Consider the following 790-nt stretch of genomic DNA (forward strand, 5'->3'; position numbering starts at 1 on the left):
TCGCGGCGGCGTCTGACGCTGGGCTGAAAGTCGCCGTGCACAACATCGATCAGGCGATTGGCAAACACGGTCCGGCTAGCGCTCTACTAGCACAGGCACTGGCCGCCGAGATGGTGCAGCACGGCCAAGGCATGCAGATCGTTGCCACGTCGGGCGGTACTGGCATCGTGCTCAACGTGACGGGCACGAAAAGGGCGGCAGCGCCTGCCGAACCGGAGTTTGGACTGCGTTACTTCAGGCCGCTGACGACGCTCGGGATCGCCTGTATGTGCGGTCTTCTGGGAATCTTTCTGGACGTCACGATCGCTCCCGCCGGTCTGTATGCGACGGTCCCGGCATTGTTCATCATTCTCATGACAAACGAAGCGCTCGGCGCGCAGGCCAGATACAACGAAGTGGAAGACGTGTTCTACGGGCGTTCGTCCTGACTGCATGGACTACGCGCGGCTGCAAGCGGCCGCAATGCGCGTGACGTTCGTCGAACTTTCTCAGCATTTGCTGCGCGTGCGATTCTGACGATGCCGTACCTTTGGCAATCGTCATGAGCCTTCAACCCACCCACGACGGATGTCTACTTATAGATCCGTCCTTTTGCACGGGACGAAATTTCCCGCGCTGCAGCGTTAGGGAAATGTGGGAAAGTGAATGTTTAGGGCGCGAGGAAAAGAAATTTCCCCTCGCGCCGCTCGCAAAGCCTTATGCGACGGACTGAGTGATCACCGGGCTCGATTTGTTCATGGCTTTCTCACCTTATTCTGTAAGTAACTGAGCACCCCGCCCCCCACACCGC

Annotated in this window: 1 pseudogene; it reads left to right on the plus strand. The window is 58.7% G+C overall.

Annotation, left to right across the window (positions count from 1 at the left end):
- Positions 1-428: pseudogene (locus JNB89_RS30780) on the plus strand (hypothetical protein); the annotation flags it as partial.
- Positions 429-790 lie beyond the last annotated feature (362 nt).

The organism is Paraburkholderia phenoliruptrix, assembly GCF_019511605.1.
GTDB lineage: Bacteria > Pseudomonadota > Gammaproteobacteria > Burkholderiales > Burkholderiaceae > Paraburkholderia > Paraburkholderia phenoliruptrix_A.